This is a genomic window from Fibrobacter sp. UWB11 (assembly GCF_900143015.1).
Lineage (GTDB): Bacteria > Fibrobacterota > Fibrobacteria > Fibrobacterales > Fibrobacteraceae > Fibrobacter.
Window position 1 is genome coordinate 178,547 of the sequence record NZ_FSRT01000003.1, and the last position, 19,619, is coordinate 198,165.

17 protein-coding genes are annotated in these 19,619 nt (G+C 46.1%); 8 read left to right on the forward strand and 9 right to left on the reverse strand.

Annotation, left to right across the window (positions count from 1 at the left end):
- Positions 1–972 (reverse strand): EF-P lysine aminoacylase EpmA, encoded by a 972-nt coding sequence (epmA, locus tag BUQ91_RS12940; RefSeq protein ID WP_072829406.1) that lies wholly within the window; start codon positions 970–972, stop codon positions 1–3.
- On the reverse strand, positions 973–2,352 hold the full coding sequence (locus BUQ91_RS12945) for an FISUMP domain-containing protein (protein WP_074209570.1): 1,380 nt from the start codon (positions 2,350–2,352) through the stop codon (positions 973–975).
- 229 nt (positions 2,353–2,581) lie between these two features.
- Between BUQ91_RS12945 and BUQ91_RS12950 the strand changes: the two genes are divergently transcribed.
- Positions 2,582–3,808 carry an aminotransferase class V-fold PLP-dependent enzyme gene (locus BUQ91_RS12950; protein WP_074209571.1) on the forward strand — a complete coding sequence of 409 codons (1,227 nt, stop codon included), beginning with the start codon at positions 2,582–2,584 and terminating at the stop codon, positions 3,806–3,808.
- 107 nt (positions 3,809–3,915) lie between these two features.
- Here BUQ91_RS12950 and BUQ91_RS12955 read toward each other — a convergent pair whose 3' ends face one another.
- From BUQ91_RS12955 to BUQ91_RS12975, 5 genes are all read right to left on the reverse strand, one after another.
- The gene (locus BUQ91_RS12955; RefSeq protein WP_074209572.1) at positions 3,916–4,824 is read right to left on the reverse strand and encodes an Rpn family recombination-promoting nuclease/putative transposase; all 909 of its coding nucleotides are present in this window, start codon (positions 4,822–4,824) and stop codon (positions 3,916–3,918) included.
- Between the two features lie 136 nt (positions 4,825–4,960).
- Positions 4,961–7,264, reverse strand: a complete 2,304-nt coding sequence (locus BUQ91_RS12960) for an AAA family ATPase (protein ID WP_074209573.1) — start codon at positions 7,262–7,264, stop codon at positions 4,961–4,963.
- A 90-nt stretch (positions 7,265–7,354) separates the two neighbouring features.
- Positions 7,355–8,521, reverse strand: a complete 1,167-nt coding sequence (locus tag BUQ91_RS12965; RefSeq protein WP_074209574.1) for a PD-(D/E)XK nuclease family protein — start codon at positions 8,519–8,521, stop codon at positions 7,355–7,357.
- Between the two features lie 105 nt (positions 8,522–8,626).
- Complete coding sequence (locus BUQ91_RS12970; protein ID WP_074209575.1) at positions 8,627–9,310, reverse strand: hypothetical protein; 684 nt, start codon at positions 9,308–9,310, stop codon at positions 8,627–8,629.
- 201 nt (positions 9,311–9,511) lie between these two features.
- Positions 9,512–10,033, reverse strand: coding sequence for a phospholipase D-like domain-containing protein (locus BUQ91_RS12975; RefSeq protein ID WP_074209576.1), 522 nt, complete (start codon positions 10,031–10,033; stop codon positions 9,512–9,514).
- Positions 10,034–10,208: 175 nt separating this feature from the next.
- Between BUQ91_RS12975 and BUQ91_RS12980 the strand changes: the two genes are divergently transcribed.
- The 4 genes from BUQ91_RS12980 (at position 10,209) to mnmA (ending at position 15,267) form a co-directional block, all read left to right on the forward strand.
- Positions 10,209–11,222 carry a helix-turn-helix transcriptional regulator gene (locus tag BUQ91_RS12980; protein ID WP_074209577.1) on the forward strand — a complete coding sequence of 338 codons (1,014 nt, stop codon included), beginning with the start codon at positions 10,209–10,211 and terminating at the stop codon, positions 11,220–11,222.
- 491 nt (positions 11,223–11,713) lie between these two features.
- Positions 11,714–13,000: an O-acetylhomoserine aminocarboxypropyltransferase/cysteine synthase family protein gene (locus BUQ91_RS12985; protein WP_074209578.1), complete on the forward strand. Its 1,287-nt coding sequence runs from the start codon at positions 11,714–11,716 to the stop codon at positions 12,998–13,000.
- Between the two features lie 25 nt (positions 13,001–13,025).
- On the forward strand, positions 13,026–13,958 hold the full coding sequence (gene cysK, locus BUQ91_RS12990) for a cysteine synthase A (RefSeq protein WP_072829426.1): 933 nt from the start codon (positions 13,026–13,028) through the stop codon (positions 13,956–13,958).
- A 208-nt stretch (positions 13,959–14,166) separates the two neighbouring features.
- Positions 14,167–15,267 carry a tRNA 2-thiouridine(34) synthase MnmA gene (gene mnmA, locus BUQ91_RS12995; protein ID WP_074209579.1) on the forward strand — a complete coding sequence of 367 codons (1,101 nt, stop codon included), beginning with the start codon at positions 14,167–14,169 and terminating at the stop codon, positions 15,265–15,267.
- A gap of 6 nt (positions 15,268–15,273) precedes the next feature.
- Here mnmA and BUQ91_RS13000 read toward each other — a convergent pair whose 3' ends face one another.
- A complete protein-coding gene (locus BUQ91_RS13000; RefSeq protein WP_074209580.1) occupies positions 15,274–15,675 on the reverse strand; it encodes a DUF2442 domain-containing protein in 402 nt (133 codons plus the stop codon).
- Positions 15,676–15,881: 206 nt separating this feature from the next.
- The gene (gene nifH, locus BUQ91_RS13005) at positions 15,882–16,727 is read right to left on the reverse strand and encodes a nitrogenase iron protein (RefSeq protein WP_014545810.1); all 846 of its coding nucleotides are present in this window, start codon (positions 16,725–16,727) and stop codon (positions 15,882–15,884) included.
- 402 nt (positions 16,728–17,129) lie between these two features.
- On the opposite strand from nifH, the gene BUQ91_RS13010 reads away from it, so the two are divergent.
- The 3 genes from BUQ91_RS13010 (at position 17,130) to BUQ91_RS13020 (ending at position 19,498) form a co-directional block, all read left to right on the forward strand.
- Positions 17,130–18,002: a radical SAM protein gene (locus BUQ91_RS13010; protein WP_072829430.1), complete on the forward strand. Its 873-nt coding sequence runs from the start codon at positions 17,130–17,132 to the stop codon at positions 18,000–18,002.
- Positions 17,995–18,411: a NifB/NifX family molybdenum-iron cluster-binding protein gene (locus BUQ91_RS13015; protein ID WP_074209581.1), complete on the forward strand. Its 417-nt coding sequence runs from the start codon at positions 17,995–17,997 to the stop codon at positions 18,409–18,411. The genes BUQ91_RS13010 and BUQ91_RS13015 overlap by 8 nt, the downstream gene beginning before the upstream one ends.
- A 244-nt stretch (positions 18,412–18,655) precedes the next feature.
- Positions 18,656–19,498 (forward strand): class I SAM-dependent methyltransferase, encoded by an 843-nt coding sequence (locus BUQ91_RS13020; protein WP_074209582.1) that lies wholly within the window; start codon positions 18,656–18,658, stop codon positions 19,496–19,498.
- Positions 19,499–19,619: the final 121 nt, after the last annotated feature.

The following is a 19,619-nucleotide window of genomic DNA, read 5'->3' on the forward strand; positions in this document are numbered from 1 at the left end:
TTAAGCAATGGGGCTCGGGAACAAAATCACGTCAGCGATTTCTTCTTTGCCGAGGGCGAGCATGAACAGGCGGTCTAGCCCAAGCGCCACACCGGAACAAGCAGGCATTCCCGATTCAAGAGCAGCGAGAAAGCGTTCGTCCAGCGGAGGCAGAGGCTTGTTCATTGCACGGCGGATGTCCAAGTCAGCATTGAAGCGGCGGCGCTGCTCCACGGCATCTGTGAGTTCCGTATAACCGTTGCAGAGTTCCACCTGATTCACGAAAAGTTCAAAGCGGCGAGCCCACACACGACCGTCAGCGTCGGTGTAGGTCTGCGCAAGCGCAGCCTGCGATGGCGGATAATCCAAGATGAACTCGGGGCCGTTACTCGCCAGCGCGGGCTCGACCAAGAATACCATCATGTAGTCCCACCACTCTTCGCGAGTGAGCGTTTCGCTCCCAACAGGCACCGGGACATCACGTGCAGCACAAGCATCTGCAAAGTCCGAAAGTTTTTCGCAAAACGGATCGATACCAGCGTAGTTCTTAAACGCGTCAATCCAGCGGGTGCGGCGCGCGTTTAGTTTAGTCCCAATAATTTCGCTCACGAGGTCCTCGACTTCGTCCATGAGCTTTTCTTGCGGCATACCCACGCGGTACCATTCCACCATCGAAAATTCGTTGTTGTGGTGGCCGCCGAATTCATCCTTGCGGAACGATTTGGTAATCTGGAAAATGTCCCCGAAGTTCGCGGCAAGCAAACGCTTCATGTGAAATTCTGGGCTCGTCATCATGAACCGCTTCGGGTCTTCGATTTCAAAGTAATCAAGCTGCGGGTCCGTTCCACCATAGGCAGAAAGCACAGGCGTCTCGACTTCGAGCGCATTACGACGAACAAAGAAATCACGGACTTTGGTCATCAGCGCTTGGCGCCTGATCCAAGTTTCACGCGAACAGGTGGGCGCAAATGCGCCCGACTTTAAATTTTCCATTTATTCAGCTCCGGCTACACAACGGACAGCAAGATAGAAACTCGGGTCCACCGTGATAGAGCCAACATCCTTGTCTGAAGCAAACATGGTGCGAGCTTTGCCGCGAGAATCGGTATCGACATCCGCCGTCCAAAAATAGGCGCCATCGCCCATCGTCGTGCAGACGCCGCTCTTGTTGGCGTAACCGCCGAACATGGCCGTAAACGCGTAATCGTCGCTGCCGTTGCTCTTGAGTTTGAGAGCGGCTTCGCGAGAACCGCCTGCATAGTCTTCAAGCTTTTTCCAGTCTGCATCCGTAGCGAGATGATAGCCATCCGGGCAAGCAGTCTTGGCGGCTTCCTGCGTGTAGAGGCGGCCAAAGGTCTTGCAATTTCCATCATCGCGGTCATAGCACATCGAACCATCCTTGGCATCGTAATTCAAGTTTTCTACGAACCAATTAACACCGCCAATTTCCTTGACCTTATAAACTTGTTTGTCACGTTTGTCAACAAAGTTTTTGAAAACAGGGCAACGAGTGCTGAAACCTTCGGCAGAAAGAATCGGATCCACCTTGCCTTTCCATGCCGTACAGAAGCGGAACAACTGACCGCCTGGGAGCGACGATTTTGCAGCCTTGTGCTTCGCGGCCCAAGATTTCACATAATTCACGCCCGTCACAGCAGTATCCGGAATCGAGAGCACCTTGGCATACTTGCTCGTGTAAGCGGCATACGTTCCGGCAACAGACATCGGAGCCTTCCAGAAGCCTTCCGTAAGACCCGTACGGAGAGCGGCAAAAACCGGCGACGGCTTATAAACCTTGATTGTCTTATCGACCATCTGCTCCGGATTCTTTTTGCAGTCGACATCATGATTGATAGCCATCAAAGAATTTGCATCCACCTTGCATTGGGCAAGACACTTTGTTCGTGCCGCACCTTTCTTAGGGCACGGTTTCCAGACCGTCGTATCGACACTCACAAGGGACTGTTTTCCAAAAGCCTTTGTCTTCGTTGCAACCTTTGCCACTTCGTCAAGCGTCTTGAGAGCCTTGCCACTCCCCTTTTCGGCATCGTTAAACAAATACTTGATTACACCCGTGCAAGCATTGGCCGCATTGGCCATCCCGCAAACTTTTGTTCCAAATCCATACGCGAATTGCGATGGGCAAGCAGCAAAAGCTTCATCCGGCATCTGCTTGAAAACCTTTGCATAAATATTGGACGCGTTCTTTGCAGACATCTTGCCGCAATAAATTTCTTCCATTTCACCGGAATCAACAATTTTACGAACCTTTTTCCAGTTGTTCGAATCGACAGCGTTGCGGAGAGCCTCCTGCGCAAACGCCCCCTGAGCCAAAAATGCGGAAATCAAACCCGCCACAAAAAACTTCTTCATTTTTTCCTCTTTTTACCTTTACTGGATCCTGCTCCTTCGAACCTAACTCAACTAAGTCAACAAGTTGACTAGTTTCGTATATCGACTTCGCTCAGGATGACCATTGAATAGTTTAAATATATTACGAATTATAACCAATACTTAACGCAGATGCAAAAAAATTGTTGCACACTAATAATATTTTACTATTGCTAGCCACCTGTTATGTAGGTTTTCTATCTTTGGCACCATGTTTAATGCAGAACTCACACGCAATGAATTCCCGATGCTAGTCGCTGGCGACAAGGAGCAAAAGCCCCTCGCCTTTTTGGACAGCACCGCCACGACTCAAAAACCCGCCTGCGTCATTGATGCGATGGACGATTTTTACCGCGAACATTACAGTTCCGTAAAACGCGGCGTTTACCGCTTGAGCGCCCGCACCACGGAAGCGTTCGAAAAGACGCGCAAGGACATTGCGAAGTTCATCAACGCAAAAACCGAAGACGAAATTGTGTTCACCCGCGGCACCACCGAGAGCATCAATCTCGTGGCCTGGAGCTACGGACGCAAATTCTTTAACGAAGGCGACGAAGTCTTAATCAGCGCTTTGGAACATCACGCAAACATCGTGAGCTGGCAACTCGTTGCCGAAATGAAAGGCGCTAAAATCAAGGTCATCCCCGTCAAGGACGATGGCGACTTGGATTTGGCAGCACTTCCCAGCCTCCTCACGCCGCGCACCAAGATGGTCGCCGTTGCCCACGTAAGCAACTCCGTCGGCACAGTCAACCCAATTGAAGAAATCATCGCCACAGTACGCAAGTTTGCCCCACAGGCAAAAGTTTTGATTGACGCCGCCCAGAGTTCTAGCCACATCAAGATTGACGTGCAAAAGCTCGACTGCGATTTTCTCGCCTTCAGCGGTCACAAGATGTACGGTCCGACCGGAATTGGCGTGCTTTACGGCAAATACGATGTACTCGACAGCATGCCACCTTGGCACGGCGGTGGCGAAATGATCAAGAACGTGACTTTCGAAAAGACAACCTACGCTGATGTGCCAGCCCGCTTTGAAGCTGGTACCCCTGCCATTGCCGAAGTTATCGGCCTTGGAAAAGCGGTGGAATGGCTGAACGAAAAAGGCCTCGACAACATCCGTGAACACGAAGCTCAAATTACGCAGTACGCCTTGAAGCAGCTCGCCGAAATTCCGCAAGTAAAAGTTCTTGGCAATCCGAAGGAACGTGGTGCACTCATCAGCATTACTTTGGACGGAATTGCCGTTGGTGATGCAGCGATGATTCTCGACGAAGAAAACGTCGCCGTGCGCAGCGGGCACCATTGCGCGCAACCCGTGATGGACCGCTTTGGGCTTGACGCCACGCTCCGCTTGAGCTTTGGCGCCTACACGCTCGAACGCGACATCGACCGTTTTGTTGCGGGAATCAAGCGCGTGATCAGGCTGTTCGCATAAGAGACAAACGGCAAGCAATAAAACGCAGGACGCGCACGCGAAATTCGCAAGAAACGCGCAAAGATTTGAAAAGGTAGTCTAAGGACTACCTTTTTTTTGTTACAGGCTCATTTATTTGACGCTTTTTCCTGCATCGCTTTGGCTTCCTGAATCTTTTCTTCAGGAATTCCAAGTTGGCGCATAACATCCAAAGCATTGTCGAAACCCTTTTCGAGTCCTTTTTCAAGACTAGCTTTTTCAGCGGCACGGCGAGCATCCCCGGCGCTTACAAAGCCCATCCTCTGTCCGATACTTTTCCATGCCATCTGAAGATCCTCCACGGTACTTTCGTCAATATACTCTCCCAAATATAATATGATTTTTTCGATAAGGGTAGCCTGCTCGTCGCTAGGCATTTTTCGAAGTATAGTTTCGACATTCGGGATAGCCGCCTTAAAACCTTCAGGGCTGAAAGCGTACTTCATCGCCATCACCCCGACTGCCGCCGCAGGGGATTCGGATTCAACACAGGCAATATCATCAGCTGCGGCAAGATTCACAAGCACGCACTCAAAAGGAAGTTCGTTCCCCTGAAATTTAGCACGCGCCTTTTTGCGAAATTCCGCCAAAGGATCCCATCCGGTAGGGCCGTTGTAGATGATAATCGCCTTTGTCGGAATCCAGCTGAACACTTCGTCTTCGTGATCCATGATGACCCGAAGAGCGTAACGTCCGACTTGATTGAGTACGCTTTTCTCCTGTTTGGACTTGTGTTCCAAAAGGATGCCGACATTGATTTCGCCGCCGCCCGAAAGATGAGCCTTGAACGCGATGTCAGCTTCGCCGCGTTCGCCAACTTCGCTGTAAGTGTCCGGCAGACGCACAAGCGAATCCAAGTCCACTTCGGCAAGGACTCTGTCGAGATTGCCGTTGTCCTTGCGGCAAATGTTCAGCAACGCCTTGGCATTTTTGGGAACGCTATAGACATAACGGAAAAATCCGTCGTGGTCGCGCGACCGCATTTTATCTTGACTCATTTAGCCTCCTGATTCTGAAAAAAGAAAAACATCCGATTTTTTCGGATGCCTGAGGCCATTTCAAGGGTCATGCAGTAATGTACCAATAATTGAATATAGTGGCAAGTGGCAATTTGTAACTTTACTGTAAAATAAATTACAGTCCCAATCTGCGTCCTTGATGGTCATCTTTGTTGGCAATTTCTTCGAGCATGTTCTGCATAATCAGTTCTCGCGTGCGCAAGTCAGCGGGAACGTAGACAAGTTTACGGCGAACATTCTGAAAATCGCTAATGGACACATTATCGCAAGCAAGAACTTCTCTTGGGCATTTATCCCCAAAAAACGATGTCCATGTTTTCGAGACCTGCTTAGAGTCCATATAGTCAAACGACAGCTTCAGTTGAAAACGCCGACGGATAGCCCAATCCAAAACATTCTCGTAATTCGTCGCCGCAATAAGCATTCCGTTGAACGAATCCATCTGGCATATAAACTCATTTACCAAAGTCACTTCCCAGTGATTTTTCACATTGCTACGATTATCAAAAAAGCTATCAGCCTCGTCAACGAAAAGAATGGCATCACTCTGTTCAGCCTCTCTGAACATTTCACGAATATTGCGTTCCGTATCGCCCACAATGCCGCCAAGAATATCGCTTGCGCGTTTCACAAGCAAATCTCGTCCAAGAATATCATGAGCAATATGCTTTGCATAAGCCGACTTCCCCGTTCCCGGAGGGCCATACAAAAAGATATTCAAGTTTTCTCTGCGTCCATTCAATTTTGAAGCACGCCATTGCGCATCGAAATTTTTGAGCATCGGAACGACATAATCAATATTCTTTACATCCCCGCTAGAAATGCGGACACATTCCATATTATACTCGTTTCCTTTAGCCTCTTGCGAACCCATCGATATGCCCAAAAGTTTGGCATGAGACGTCGCAATTTCACGAACCACATTCAACGGGGAAAAATCCGCTGCCTGCATCCGCTGCGCCTGACGAACCGCCAAAGTAATACTCCCCGCCATCACGGGAATTTCCTTGGCGATATTTTCTATTTCGTCATTACACAAAATCGATTCCGCCTGTTGCGCTTTAAGAACAGACTGCCAAATCGCAACGCGTTCCTTATTACTGAACGTGAAAAATTCCAGCGAATAGTCAAACCGGCGACGAGTACTATTTTCAATACACGCAATATTATTCGTTATCCAAATGACAGGCGTTTTCAGATTTTCAAAAATGATATTCAGCAAACCTTTCTCCGCTTGGTTCAAAACCAAATCAGCCTCGTCCATCAAGATTACGCCACCACCCCGCTCACATTCCCAATCAGCAAGCAACATAGAACGCAAACGAGTCTGCAAAAGGGATTCCTTATCCATAGATTCATCGCCCATGCCCACAGCAAGCAAAGGGACATTCAACTCCTGAGCAAGCGCTTTCGCAAGTTCCGTTTTTCCAGTTCCTTCACGACCGTAAAAAAGGATGTTAAGAGGAGCGCCCTTCTGATGAGTTTTCAGCATCTGCAAAACAAAGGACGCCCGCGGATTCGTCTTGGAAATCTGAGCATAATCGACGCAAGGCTTTGGCGCCGTTTTCAAATCCATAATCCTCGACATATCCGAAAAGCCATACAGAAAATCGCTAACCTCGTTCGCCAAATACAGTTCACGTCGCTTGATTCTTAAATCCGAATTTCGGAACGACTCCTCCATACACACCAACTGGAACTTGATAAGAGCACTCTCCTTAGAACAAAGATTATGCAGCACAGTCGAATCAAGCCCCGCAATCAAAGAAATTCGCCTAAACGATCCCCGTTCGGACGGATCAAAGTAATCAAACATCTTTGAGATCTTTTCAACCTTAAAAAACATATTATGATGATCGCGCAGCCATAAATACAGCACAAGATCCAGGGCTTCATCCGAAAGATGGAAAAGACGCTTCAATTCAAAAGCCCTCTGCATCGACACATCACTTTCATCGCATCCACCAGCAAGCCAGTTTGCTGAACACTCTTGAATCGACTGAGAGAGCAACTGACGTGTATAAGCATCACCATCGCCCCAATGAGCAACAAAGTCCAGAAAATGCCTAGCAAAAATGATTCTTCGGCTTTTATGGAATTCTTCGAGAAGGTCCTTTGCCTTGTACCACTTATCCTCAATCTCCGTCGTAATTCCAGTAGGAAGTTCAATGCATTCACGGGATTCATACACTCTATCCAAAAAAGTCGCAACGCATTCATCCGTCATATACTTGTCGCAAAAGACTCTACAATCCCCATCTGGATAATACCGCATAAAGCGGCTCCAAAATTCCATGATTTTCAAGTCCATAAAAGTCGGCTGACCGCTCAGAGACTTTTCAGAGACACCTTCTTTACCAAGCATTTCGCGCTTATTTTTAAAATAATTTTCAATTGTATTTTCGTAATGTAACTGCATGGTTTTAACCTCAATTTTGCACCATGCAATATAAAAGAAACGCACGACAATTGATGTCGTGCGAGAAGAAAAGTTAAAAAGGTTTAAAATTTATGTTTGGTTCACTGCGTCATTTACAATATTTTCAACCTTTTTATACACATCGCATAGTTCACTTACAATTTTTCCATCATCACAAGCATCTAATTCTTTTACAACTACATACCATTTCCCACTAGTTTTATCGTCCTTCAATATTTCAAATGTATCTTTAAGTTTTGGACGATATAAATTAATCCTATTCTTTTGATTATCCCATTTCCAGATAGATACAGAGATATTAAACCTGTTTTCTACAAGACTAGTAAATCCAGCTTCAATTCCCAATTCATATTGTTTATCACCTTTCTTAAAATGACCACCTAGATACAAGCCACCATTCCACCAATCTCCACTTAAAGAATCGTGTTCCTTTTGGTTCAAGCTCGATTGAATATTTTCAATCCGCTTTTCAAGCAATTTTTTTTGCTCCGACAAAAATTTTTCTCGACGTTCGAGCAATTCTCCCAATTCCTTATCTTTATCTATAAAGAAATTTCGCTCTTTTTCAGACAGTTCTGACATATAGCCTCCCTTTCGTTCTAAAAAATGGATAAAATCGTTTAAATAAGAAAGATATTTTGAATTACAATGATTCAAATAATCGTTTAAATTTTGTTTTAACTTTTCTAGAAATTCTCTATAATAAATCGTTTTAAAATTAGGATTTACATTTTCATATTCAGCCTTTTCACACAAAGCCAAAAGAATGCACACAGTATGTAAATTAAAAAGTTCACTTTCTTTTTTCGCACTATTATAATAATCGTCAAAGTCATTATTTGGAAACGCATCAATTTTATTCTCTACGCATACTTTTAAGCAATCTGCTGTTAAGAGCAAATCCATACGATTTCCCTTTTCAGTACATTTTTCTGTTTCAGCGCAAACGCTTTGAGTATACAAAATGTTTTTCTTATCAAGCACCTCTATTGCCGCAGAATACTTTTCTTGATAGACCTCAAGAAGAGTATCGAAGAAAAGAGTTCCAAACCCATGCGGATTTCTAGTATCGAAGAAAAAAGCAAACAATCTCGAACATATTTCTTCTAATCGTTTCCAGGGATACTCACAAAGTTCCAAGTAAGTCGGTTCATACACCGGTTTAGGTGGACACTTCTCCTTAAACTCGTCAAGAAGTTTATTAAATTCTGCCAGCTGTTTTTCGTCTTTTTCCATAAGTAAATCCTTTTGTCATTAAATATGATTGTAACAGACTATCAAGAATGTAGATTCAGCGCACGACAATTAATGTCGTACGAGAAAAGAGAAAAAATTCAATTTCTATTTTTCAAGAATCCAATTTTCACGCAAAAAATTAAGGAAAACAAGACTATTCTTTTGACCATACATTTTGCCACGACGTAGTGGTCCATTCCATTCACTACTTCTTGATGGATGATTAAACGGTAAATAATTTATACCTTTTCTTTCTGTATAATCCCACAAATTTTCCCCCATATATGTTTTATAATCTTCCTCTGCAGAATCAAAAGCAAGAACACCAAAAAATGCAACTAAATCCGGCGATAGAATTTCAAGAACATTATGAAAATTCAATACAGCTAGTTCACAATCTTTTTCCTCGCATATATCACGAAAAGAGGTACTTTCGTCCGCCGGTCGCAAAAAATAATTATACGCCGCAATTTCATCAAATCCTGAAGGGAAAAAATTTCTCAAAGCCGCTTCAATTGGAGCCTTAAATTTACCATAACCCCTTTCTGAAGAATGTCTTGTATTACAGCATTCACATTCGTCATCTGTAATACCTTCCACTCCAGCATACCACCCTTCAATATTACGATGAATTGTTGAATTTTGGTGTAAATAATGGCTCTCTCCCACAAGCAAAAGTTTCTTATGCTCAGGCGATTCATAGTTACACCCCACAAATGGCACCATATATGGGTGCGTTTTATAGAAAGGAATAGATTGAAATTTTGCATCATAAGTAGTGACAAACATACATCCCCCCTCTGATTGTTAAAGAGATAACCACCGTATAATCTTTAAATATACGCTATTTTTCTAAAATTTCGTTTTTTTCAGCTCGTTCCTCTAAAAAATTTTCTGACTATCAAAAATGTAGATTCAGCGCACGACAATTAATGTCGTTGATACGAGCATAAAGGAGATTCCCGCTCAGAGGCGGGAATGACAATTCATCTACTTGATTCGATCGCTGCAGAATTCTTGACGACCGCATTTTTCGCAGTAGGCGCCCATCCAAAGCGTGTCAAATTGTTCTATAGCGGGTTCGACGATTTGCGGGTCATTCGTGAGGATTCCCGCTTCGAAGTTGCGACGGAGCGAGCTTTTCATGCCAATGCCAGCGCCTGTCAAGTTTGCAGAGCCGATGTAGGCGGTTTCTAGATCGAAAATCATCATCTTGAAATGGACTCTCGGACACATGACGCGTTCGAGGTCGGTCGCGAGAATCTTATAGCGGTCGAAATCTTCGCGGAAGTTCGGGCCGGGTTCCTTCGCGTGAATCAGTCGCACACCCACGCCGCGCTTGAGGAGTCCTGCAAGTTGTCCGAGCAGCGGAATCGATTCGCCGTTTTGCTTCACGTAAACGTCCTTGATGTCAGCGGTGCCGATCCAGAGCGTTTCACGGACTGTCGCGATACAGGAAATCACTTCGGAATAGTGTTCTTCATTTTGGATGTACTTGGTGAACGTGGACATGGAAAGAAATATAGTATTGTCGCACGACAATAGATGTCGCGTGATTTATATATATTAAAAAAAGGAGATTCCCGCTCGGAGGCGGGAATGACATGCAAAAACGAGATGGCGATGCCGGAACCCCGGAACATGTCCGGGGCAAGCTCCAGTCCGGCATGACAAGGACGGAGGTCTTATGGAAAATCTTGGACGCGGTGAACGCATGGTGCGAATTTTTGTGTACCTGATGGCACACTATAACAATCATTATAGCGTTACGGACATCATGCAGCATTTGGATATTCCCGCAAGTGAATTGCGAAGCGTGCAGCGCGACATGCAGGCACTCATCAATATTCCTGGAGACTACATCGAACGTTATACAGAATTCGGAAAGGTTTACTACCAAGCAAATGTTCCTAAGGCAGACAAGCTTGTTTTTCCCGAGTTCAGCGATACGTTATTACATTTGGTTTTCTTGAAGCGTGTTGCAAACATTTATCCGGCATCGGCTTCGCTTGTCAACAACTTGACAACACAGATTAGCGGGAGTCTCCCCAAAAAATCGCAGGACACTCTTTCGCAACTTTCATCAGCATTGAACAACCGCATTCTCTTTATGGGTTCTGCGCCTGGGTTTGACGAAGCGTCAGCAAAAAATTTATATACATTCCTGCGAGCCATTTGCGAGCATAGAAAAGTTCAAGTACGCTACACAGATAACTGGGGAAATTTCACAGACAAAGTTCGTATTCCGCTAATGATTGTGATGCATCAAGGGGACATCTATGTCGGTTGCACATCGCAGAGCCACGCAGGTGCAACTTACACGTTAAAACTTTGCCGAGTTGAATCCGTAAAACTCACGCAAGAACAGTTCATCGAAGACGCCAAAGTGCTGGAAGCTCTACGAGCAAGGATTCGTGCGGGAGCTCTCTTGTTGGGCGAGCAATCTCCAAAGTCCGAAGAAGTCGTCATTTTATTTGAAAAGCAAATTTTGAACACGCTCAAGGAGCATCCTTACCATCAATCCATGCATATCGAAGAACGCAAAAACGATTTACGTGTGACGATGAAAGTCGAAGTGAACGATTTGCTCAAGCAATGGGTTATGTATTACGGGAACATCGCGACGGTCAAACAGCCGGAAGAACTGAAGCGGATGATTCGAGAGACAGCGAAAAAGCTGGTAGAAAAGTACGAAAAGTAAAGGGGATTCCCGCTCGAAGGCGGGAATGACAAAGCCCCCAAAATAGGCGACCCCGGAACTAGTCCGGGGTGACAATGTGAGCAGAGCTGCTTTTTTGCACGTATTCTAGGCAAAAATCAAGCATTTTCAGCCTAAAAAGGGCTCGTTATTACTAAAATCACCGTCTTGCTATAGTAAAAAGCTATAAGAACAGCAATTTTCTTAAAAATTTTTATAATTCTCCCTACTTTCCTATTGGAGTAGTAGGTTTAAGTTTTTAAATTAAACCCGTCAAACGAACGAGGCACCCCGAAAGGGAAAAGCCTGGAGGATTTCGCTATGCGATGTCGAATGTGTAATCTAGCCGAAGGCAAGCGGGCCTAATACCGCCAAAATTTAACGCTCAGATTTGAGCAAACCTATTAACAATCGCGTCGCCCGACGCCAACAGTAACAAAACGATCGGGCGATTGCGATATCTCGCGCAAAGGCGCACAAGGAATTATAATACTATGACGACTCAGAACAAACTCCATTTCGAAACTCTTCAGCTCCACGTTGGTCAGGAACAGGCAGACCCGGCAACCGATTCCCGCGCAGTTCCTATATACCAGACCACCTCTTACGTGTTCCACAGCGCTCAGCACGCTTCTGACCGTTTCCACCTGAAGGATGCTGGTAACATTTACGGCCGCCTCACCAATACCACTCAGGACGTTTTTGAAAAGCGCATCGCTGCTCTCGAAGGCGGTATCGCAGGTCTCGCAGTCGCTTCTGGTGCAGCAGCTCTTACTTACGCCATCACGGCTCTCGCCCGCAAGGGTGATCACGTGGTCGCTCAGCGTTCCATCTACGGCGGTACATACAACCTCCTGGAACATACGCTCAGCAAGTTCGGCATTGAAACGACTTTCGTTGACATCCACAACCTCAAGGAAGTCGAAGGTGCCATCAAGGCTAACACGAAGCTCGTCTTCATTGAAACGCTCGGCAACCCGAACTCCGACATCCCGGATATCGAAGCCATTTCCGAACTCGCTCACAAGAACAAGATTCCGGTCGTGATCGACAACACCTTCGGTACTCCGTACTTGATTCGTCCGCTCGAACACGGTGCTGATATCGTCGTGCATTCTGCAACGAAGTTCATCGGCGGTCACGGTACGACTCTCGGCGGCGTGATTGTTGACGGTGGCAAGTTTGATTGGGCTGCATCTGGCAAGTTCCCGCAGTTCACCGAAACGAACCCGAGCTACGGTGTGCCTTTCACCGCAGCAGCTGGCGCTGCAGCTTACATCGTTTACATCCGCGCTATCCTTCTCCGTGACGAAGGTGCAGCAATTTCCCCGTTCAACGCATTCCTTCTCTTGCAGGGCACTGAAACGCTTTCGCTCCGCCTTGACCGTCATGTGGAAAACACCAAGAAGGTTCTCGAATTCCTCTCGAAGCACCCGAAGGTCGCTAAGGTCAACCACCCGAGCTTTGCAGATCATCCGCAGCACGCTCTCTACCAGAAGTACTTCCCGAACGGTGCAGGTTCCATCTTCACATTCGATGTGAAGGGCGGCCAGGCAGAAGCCTTCAAGTTCATCGACGGGCTCAAAATTTTCAGCTTGCTCGCTAACGTTGCCGACGTGAAGAGCCTCGTTGTTCACCCGTATACAACGACCCACTCCGAACTCACTCCGGCTGAACTTGCCGAAGCTGGTATCTCTCCTGCAACGATCCGTCTCTCTATCGGTACGGAACACTACGAAGACATCATCAACGACCTCGCACAGGCTCTTGACCAGATTTAATTATAAATAACAAAAGGATTCTACCATGTCAAAAATTTACGCATCTGCTGACCAACTTATCGGTCATACCCCGCTCCTCGAACTTTCCCACATCGAAAAGGAAAACAATCTCCAGGCTAAGATTGTGGCAAAGCTTGAATATTTCAACCCGGCTGGATCTGTCAAAGATCGTATTGCTAAGGCAATGATTGACGATGCCGAAGCTTCAGGCAAGCTTAAGCCGGGTTCCGTGATTATCGAACCGACTTCTGGTAACACTGGTATCGGTCTCGCTTCCGTCGCAGCAGCTCGCGGCTACCGCATCATCATCGTGATGCCGGAAACCATGAGTATCGAACGTCGCCAGCTCATCAAGGCTTACGGTGCAGAAATTGTTCTCACTGAAGGCGCTAAGGGCATGAAGGGCGCTATCGCTCGTGCAACGGAACTTTCCAATGAAATTCCGAACAGCTTTATCCCGGGTCAGTTCGTGAACCCGGCAAACCCGGCCGCTCACAAGGCAACGACGGGTCCGGAAATTTGGGAAGACACGGATGGCAAGGTTGACATTTTCGTCGCAGGTGTAGGTACTGGTGGAACGGTCACGGGTGTCGGTGAATACCTCAAGTCCCAAAATCCGAATGTGAAGGTTGTCGCAGTTGAACCGGAATCTTCTCCGGTGCTTTCCAAGGGCACGGCTGGTCCGCACAAGATCCAGGGTATTGGCGCAGGCTTTGTTCCGGATACTTTGAACACCTCCGTCTATGACGAAGTGCTCCCGGTCAAGAACGAAGACGCATTCGCCGCTGGCAAGGCAATTGCCAAGGCTGAAGGTATCCTCGTCGGTATCTCTTCTGGTGCAGCCCTCCACGCCGCAGTCGAACTTGCAAAGCGCCCGGAAAACAAGGGCAAGACGATTGTCGCACTCCTCCCGGATAGCGGCGACCGTTACCTCTCCACTCCGCTCTTTGCTGACTAAGTGTTAGATAAAATTTGTTCGGTAAGTGCTTCGCGGTTCCATTCGCCTCGCAGTAGAAACCGGGAAAAAACATTAAGATGATTCATTATTGAGTGAAAAACGCTAGAAGGTTCCATTCGCCTCCCTAGCGTTTATTTGTGTTTTATACGATGCATTGTCATCCCGGCCCTGTGCCGGGATCGCCAATTATAAAAAGAACGGTTTTAACATGTCACAGAAAAAGCGTGTCGCTGTAGGATTGTCGGGCGGTGTGGATTCCGCCCTTTCGGCGTATTTACTGAAAAAGCAAGGTTACGAAGTTGTCGGCATGACGATGGCAACGTGGGACGGCTCCGTGAAAATGCCCGCGGTCGAAGGTCGCGAAGGTTGCTATGGCCCTAGCGAAGACAAGAACATCGAAGAAGCTAAACTTGTCGCAGAGCGTCTCGGGATTCCGCATTATGTTGTTCCGGTCGCCGAAGAATACAAGCACCGGGTTCTCGATTATTTTCGTGCAGAATACCGCGCAGGGCGAACGCCGAATCCGTGCGTCCGTTGCAATCAGAGCATCAAATTCGGAGCACTGTTGCATGCTGCCCGCAAAATGGGAATTGAATTCGATTATTTTGCGACTGGGCATTACGCGCGGCTCGACTTTTTAAATCCAGATGTTCCGTTCTTGTACGAAGCGCTGGACGAGCATAAAGATCAGACGTACTTTTTGTCACGACTTACGGCAGAGCAACTTTCGACAGTGATTTTTCCGCTAGGCGGAATGCAGAAAGCCGAAGTAAAAGCGCTCGCCAAAGAAATCGGCTGGGACGATTTTGCAACAAAGCGCGAAAGCCAGGACTTTATCGAATGCGGCGATTACTCGGTGTTATTTGACGAGAGCGACAATGTTCCTGGAGATTTTGTCGATGTGAACGGCAAAATTCTTGGAAAGCACAAGGGAATTGTGCATTACACGATCGGACAACGCAAGGGGCTCAACATCGGCGGGCAAGCAGAACCGCTTTATGTTGTAGCGATTGACGCACACCACAACCAGGTAATTCTCGGACCGCGCAGCGCATTGAGCTGTACCGAAGTTTCAGGCGTTGACTTGAACTTGATGGTTTCGGAAACGTCCCCACTTTTAAAAGAACCGCTCACAGCGCACATTCGCCTCGGTCACAAAGGCGCAACAGCTAGAATTACTGCTTTGGACACTGCCGCCGGCAAAATCCGCGTGCAGTTTGATGAGCCACAATTCGCATCTGCTCCGGGACAAGTGCTCGTGCTATACGCGAACAAAGGCGTGGTCGCGAGCGCGATAATTGATAAGTGAGAGGAATCAAATTTCCAAAAGTTCTCGCCCAATTTTACGGATTTCTTCACGAATAAGTTTTTCCCGTTCAGCAGACGGCTTTTTGGAACCATTCATATACGCAGCCATCAACGACTGTTGTATTCCTAGCCGTCTTGCCACTTCGGACATATTAAGCGATTTAAATTTCGCCGAGCCACGCAACGGATGTGCTTGCGGTTCAAAAATGCTATCGTAAGAGAGATCTTCGTCTATTTCATCCCAGTGCAAGCCACCAAAAGACAATCTGAAAGCAGCCCGCTGTTCTGCACTAGCAGAACGAAGTCGTTCCGAATCACGGAATTTCAAAAGGGCTGTACGCCCATCCTTTGCTGTTAGCAAAATTCCGCCCTTCACGAGTTCAGCGCTTTCGATGTCTCTTTTGTGCATGTTATTTAAGCAATGTCGGCATTTAATCTCCTTCGAATTTAGGATATAATTTTATATCCGTCAATATTGTGTTACGTTTTTTAGAAGCTTTTGAGCCTCCTATATTCTTAACACGCTTTTCTCGGAGATTTGGTTCACATTTTTTTGTAAAAAAAATCCTACCCGATTGGATAGGATTTTTTAGAGATAGTTGGCAATAAAAAGTTTTAAATGGAGTAGTCTTTTTCCATCATACCGTAGTCGATGAGAATTTGTTCCAAGCGGTCCTGCGTCATCGGAGTCGGGATGGTAAAGAGTTCGTTTTCGTCGATATTCTTTGCAAGTTCGCGGTAAACGTTGGCCTGGTTGCAGTTCGGTTCGAAATCAATCACGGTCTTCTTGCGAATTTCGGCCTGCTGCACGATGTTGTTGCGCGGCACATACTGGATGAGTTGTGTGTTGAGTTCCTTAGTGAACGCACGGAGCAAATCAAGTTCGTTATCGACGTTACGGCTATTGCAGATGATACCGCCGAGGCGAACTTCACCACGTTCAGCATACTTTGCGATACCCTTACAGATGTTATTTGCAGCGTAAAGGGCCATCATTTCGCCAGAAGCCACGATGTAGATTTCCTTGGCCTTGCCTTCGCGAATCGGCATAGCAAAGCCACCGCACACAACGTCACCGAGCACATCGTAGAATACGTAGTCGAGATCTTCAGTGTATGCGCCGAGCTGTTCGAGCATGCTGATGGAAGTGATAATGCCGCGGCCTGCGCAACCTACGCCCGGTTCCGGGCCACCGGATTCCACACAGCGAACGCCCTTGAAGCCGACCTTTTCAAGGTCAGAGAGTTGAATTTCGGTCTTATTATCGCGAATGGTGTCAAGCACGGTTTTCTGATGGAGGCCACCGAGCAAGAGTCGCGTAGAGTCCGCCTTGGGGTCGCAACCGACAACGAGAACATGTTTACCTTGTTCGACAAGGCCTGCAGTCAAGTTCTGTGTCGTAGTAGATTTGCCGATGCCACCTTTACCATAAATAGCAATCTGACGTAATTTCTTTGACATTTTTGTCTCCTTAGGATTGTCCCTTAGAAACGCTAGGCGAGAACAAGTTTAGAATTTGAGTCAACCCTTTTCAATATTTTTTTAACCCATTCCGTCACAATTTTTCTTTTTTTTGCATCGCTATAAAAACTTTTTATAGCCCCATTCAGCGGAAATCTATTGCGCATCGCAAAAAAATATTTTTTTTGATTTTTGCCCCTTGTTTCATATTGTCTTTCGCTATACCGCTTTTTAAATTTTGCCCGAACTTCTTCGACAGAGAAGTAAAAGAATTAATCACATTACGGAACGTTAGGCAACCGTTCATCTTTTTCAACAAACTAAATCGGCATTTACCGCTAGTTTAGCGCAAGGCGTTTACGTCTTGTGTTTACACGAATCCTTTGCCTTTGTGAGGTTTTTATGGCAATCGATCAAGAAAACGTTTTTAGAGAGCACCCTTGTTTTGGTGCGTGTAAGAATCGTAAAGGGCGTATTCATTTGCCCGTCGCTCCGGGCTGCAATATCGAATGCCGTTTTTGCGACCGCCGCATCAACGAAGACGCACAAATCCCGGGAAATACAAGTAAAGTCATTAAGCCCGAAGAAGCATGCGGATACATTCGCAAAGCATTAGAATTCGTGCCGGAGCTTACCACGGTGGGTATTGCAGGGCCTGGCGATACGCTTGCAACGCCGTTTGCACTGGATACGTTCCGCCTCGTCAAAAAGGAATTTCCGCAGTTGATTCGTTGCATGAGCACAAATGGGCTTTTGCTGAACGACAAAGCAGACGAAGTCATTGATGTGGGTATCGACACGCTGACGGTTACGGTGAATGCCGTTGACCCAGAAATCGAGGCTATGATCAACGCGAGAATTTTCTACCACGGCAAAACTTATACGGGCGTTGAAGCAGCTGAAATTCTGATTCACAACCAGCTCGAAGGGATCCGCAAAGTTGCAAAGAGCGGCACGCTTATCAAGGTAAATACAGTTCTTTGCCCAGGAATCAACGACAAGCATATCGAAGATGTCGCTGCAACTGTCCGCGAAGCCGGTGCGATTATATATAACATCATCCCGTTGATTCCGCAGAACGGTTTCAAAGACATTCCGGCACCAACTCCGAAGGGACTCGCAATTGCACAGGAACAGGCAGGCGTATTTATCAACGTGTTCAAGCATTGTGCGCATTGCCGCGCTGATGCCGTTGGCGTTCCCGGCGTTTACGATGTTGGTGCACAAATCTACATGGACCGCATCCGTGTAAAGGAGACATTCTCTCATGGCTAAATACAAAGTAGCAGTTGCCACAAATGATGGCATAAACGTCAATGTCCATTTTGGACATGCAGCAGCTTTTGACATTTATGAAGTCGATGACGTGAGCGGAAAATTTGAAAAGATTGAAGTTCGCATAAAGCCAGAACATTGCGATGGTTCGTGCGGAGACGGAGCATGTGGAAGGCAAGAGGTTGAACATTCGTCTATGTTTGCGGCCGCAAAAAATCTTGCTGATTTAGATTACGTTCTTTGCCAACAGCTTGGCCCGCAGGCAATTCAATCATTGGCTCGCTTTAACGTGCGTGCTTTTGATATTGCGCTCCCCATCGATGAAGCAATCGCCAAGATAAATTTATACCGAAAGAAATTAGCTGAACGACTTTCAAGAATCAAGGGTTTACAAAATAAGACTTTATAAAGTTCAAAAAAAATTTTAAAAACAACTTGACGGAAGAAAAGTTTGGTTTTATATTTATTCCTACCAATTCAATAGGAAATTAAATGAGTATTCAATTTGCAAGATTTTGTTGTTCTAGCGACCGATGTTGACGGGCGCTTATTGCGGTATTGAATGATTTTCTCGCCCGTGTAAGGATATCCTGCACGGGCTTTTTTTACAGGCTTTTTTGCCTGCAACTCAAAAAATTTTAGGAAATAAAACAATGGAAAGTTTAACAGCAAAATTGTGCGCATTTGCTCGTGCTTGGCATTCGTCGCAGCCAGACCACACCGTTTTCAATGATTTCTTGGCCCTGGACTTTATGGGTCGAGAAGAATACGATAAAGTTTCGAACTTTATCTTAAAACGTTTTTCGCAAGAATCGGAAAATTCGGTTGAGTATTTCAATCGAAAATATTTCCTCCCAATCGTACTTTCGCGAAGCCGCTTTGCAGAAGATCGCGTGAAGCTTTTGGCCCAATCGGGGCCGATTCAATATGTGATTTGCGGAGCAGGTGTAGACACGTTCTCATTTCGCAACAAAAATCCAAATGTCGAAGTTTTCGAATTAGATTTGCTACCAACGCAAAGCTACAAGAAAAAACGCATTCGTGAGCTTCAGTGGAATGTTTCGAAGAACGTCCATTTTGTTGCGGTTGATTTTAGCAAGGATCGCATTGTAGATAAGCTTGTTGAAAACGGTTTTGACCGCAAAAAGCCAACTGTCGTCAGCATATTGGGCGTCTCGTATTATCTGCCGCTGTCCGTATTTGCCGAGACAATTCGTCAGTTTTCGGAAATTGCAGCAACAGGAATTTCAATTATATTCGACTACCTGCAAAAAGAAGCGTTCTCTACTTCCGTTTTGCAATTGAAAAAAATCGTTGCCGATTGCGGTGAAACAATGGCAGAAGGCTATCGTGATCGTGAAGTTTTTGAAGTACTTGAACGCAATGGTTTTAAGGTCGATGAATTTCTTGGTGAAAGCGCATTACAACAACGTTACTTTCTGACAGGAGACCTTAAAGCATTTGATTCCGTGCGCCTCATCGCAGCAGTGCGTTGATTATAGAAAAACTTTATCACTAGCTTTAGAAAAATAGTATAAACAAATCTCTTGCCAAATCGAAAGGCTTTATCTAAATTAAAACCTACAAAAGAAACAGGATACAAAAATGAATTTTTAT

Excerpts from the sequence above, each read along its gene's own strand:
- epmA (WP_072829406.1), bottom strand. The coding sequence starts at position 972 with ATGGAAAATTTAAAGTCGGGCGCATTTGCGCCCACCTGTTCGCGTGAA.
- BUQ91_RS12945 (WP_074209570.1), bottom strand. The coding sequence starts at position 2,352 with ATGAAGAAGTTTTTTGTGGCGGGTTTGATTTCCGCATTTTTGGCTCAG.
- BUQ91_RS12950 (WP_074209571.1), top strand. The coding sequence starts at position 2,582 with ATGTTTAATGCAGAACTCACACGCAATGAATTCCCGATGCTAGTCGCT.
- BUQ91_RS12955 (WP_074209572.1), bottom strand. The coding sequence starts at position 4,824 with ATGAGTCAAGATAAAATGCGGTCGCGCGACCACGACGGATTTTTCCGT.
- BUQ91_RS12960 (WP_074209573.1), bottom strand. The coding sequence starts at position 7,264 with ATGCAGTTACATTACGAAAATACAATTGAAAATTATTTTAAAAATAAG.
- BUQ91_RS12965 (WP_074209574.1), bottom strand. The coding sequence starts at position 8,521 with ATGGAAAAAGACGAAAAACAGCTGGCAGAATTTAATAAACTTCTTGAC.
- BUQ91_RS12970 (WP_074209575.1), bottom strand. The coding sequence starts at position 9,310 with ATGTTTGTCACTACTTATGATGCAAAATTTCAATCTATTCCTTTCTAT.
- BUQ91_RS12975 (WP_074209576.1), bottom strand. The coding sequence starts at position 10,033 with ATGTCCACGTTCACCAAGTACATCCAAAATGAAGAACACTATTCCGAA.
- BUQ91_RS12980 (WP_074209577.1), top strand. The coding sequence starts at position 10,209 with ATGGAAAATCTTGGACGCGGTGAACGCATGGTGCGAATTTTTGTGTAC.
- BUQ91_RS12985 (WP_074209578.1), top strand. The coding sequence starts at position 11,714 with ATGACGACTCAGAACAAACTCCATTTCGAAACTCTTCAGCTCCACGTT.
- cysK (WP_072829426.1), top strand. The coding sequence starts at position 13,026 with ATGTCAAAAATTTACGCATCTGCTGACCAACTTATCGGTCATACCCCG.
- mnmA (WP_074209579.1), top strand. The coding sequence starts at position 14,167 with ATGTCACAGAAAAAGCGTGTCGCTGTAGGATTGTCGGGCGGTGTGGAT.
- BUQ91_RS13000 (WP_074209580.1), bottom strand. The coding sequence starts at position 15,675 with ATGCACAAAAGAGACATCGAAAGCGCTGAACTCGTGAAGGGCGGAATT.
- nifH (WP_014545810.1), bottom strand. The coding sequence starts at position 16,727 with ATGTCAAAGAAATTACGTCAGATTGCTATTTATGGTAAAGGTGGCATC.
- BUQ91_RS13010 (WP_072829430.1), top strand. The coding sequence starts at position 17,130 with ATGGCAATCGATCAAGAAAACGTTTTTAGAGAGCACCCTTGTTTTGGT.
- BUQ91_RS13015 (WP_074209581.1), top strand. The coding sequence starts at position 17,995 with ATGGCTAAATACAAAGTAGCAGTTGCCACAAATGATGGCATAAACGTC.
- BUQ91_RS13020 (WP_074209582.1), top strand. The coding sequence starts at position 18,656 with ATGGAAAGTTTAACAGCAAAATTGTGCGCATTTGCTCGTGCTTGGCAT.